At 45.0% G+C, this 644-nt stretch carries 1 protein-coding gene and 1 pseudogene; one reads left to right on the forward strand and one right to left on the reverse strand.

Features of this window, described 5'->3' with window-relative positions:
* Positions 1-201 (forward strand): annotated as a pseudogene (locus tag R7044_RS26050) (low molecular weight phosphotyrosine protein phosphatase); the annotation flags it as partial.
* 61 nt (positions 202-262) lie between these two features.
* On the opposite strand, the gene R7044_RS26055 reads toward R7044_RS26050, so the two are convergent.
* Positions 263-644 (reverse strand): STAS domain-containing protein (locus R7044_RS26055; protein ID WP_225456099.1); only part of this gene is annotated, 382 nt, incomplete at its 5' end.

A 644-nucleotide genomic window follows, 5' to 3' on the forward strand; every position in this document is an offset into this window, starting at 1 on the left:
CTGGCTGCGGATAAAGCAAACTTGGCTGACTTACTCGATATTTGTCCTGCAGAACATCGTCATAAAGTCTCGCTATTTTTAAGCCACTCTAATTCGAGTTATGACGAGATCCCAGATCCTTACTATGGTGGAGATGATGGATTTGAGTTGGTATTGGACTTAATCGAAGAGGCGTCGGTAGCGGTTTTGCAGAAGCTGTAATTATCACGATATCAGATAAATAATAAAAGGGATGAGCATTGCTCATCCCTTTACGCATAGATTAGCCAGCTAAAATGTCGGTTGCGACTTTGTAGCTAGGGTCTTCTTTCACGTTGATTTCGACTAGACTGCCAGCTTTGTCGAGTAGTTTGCGACAATCCGGACTTAGGTGACGAAGGTGAAGCGTTTTGCCGATGGAAGCGTAGCGCTCTGCTAGCGTTTCAATTGCCTCAATTGCCGAGTGGTCTGTTACGCGAGAGTCTGCGAAATCGACAATCACATCTTTAGGATCTTCTGGCGCATTAAACAGCTCGAGGAAGTTTGCTGCTGAACCAAAGAAGATTGGACCGTGAATTTTGTACTCTTTTGAGCCTTCTGCGTTCAAGCAAGTATCTGCGTAAATGTGCTTCGCATGTTGCCATGCAAACATTAGCGCTGAAGCG

This window comes from Vibrio sp. 1402, assembly GCF_033340275.1.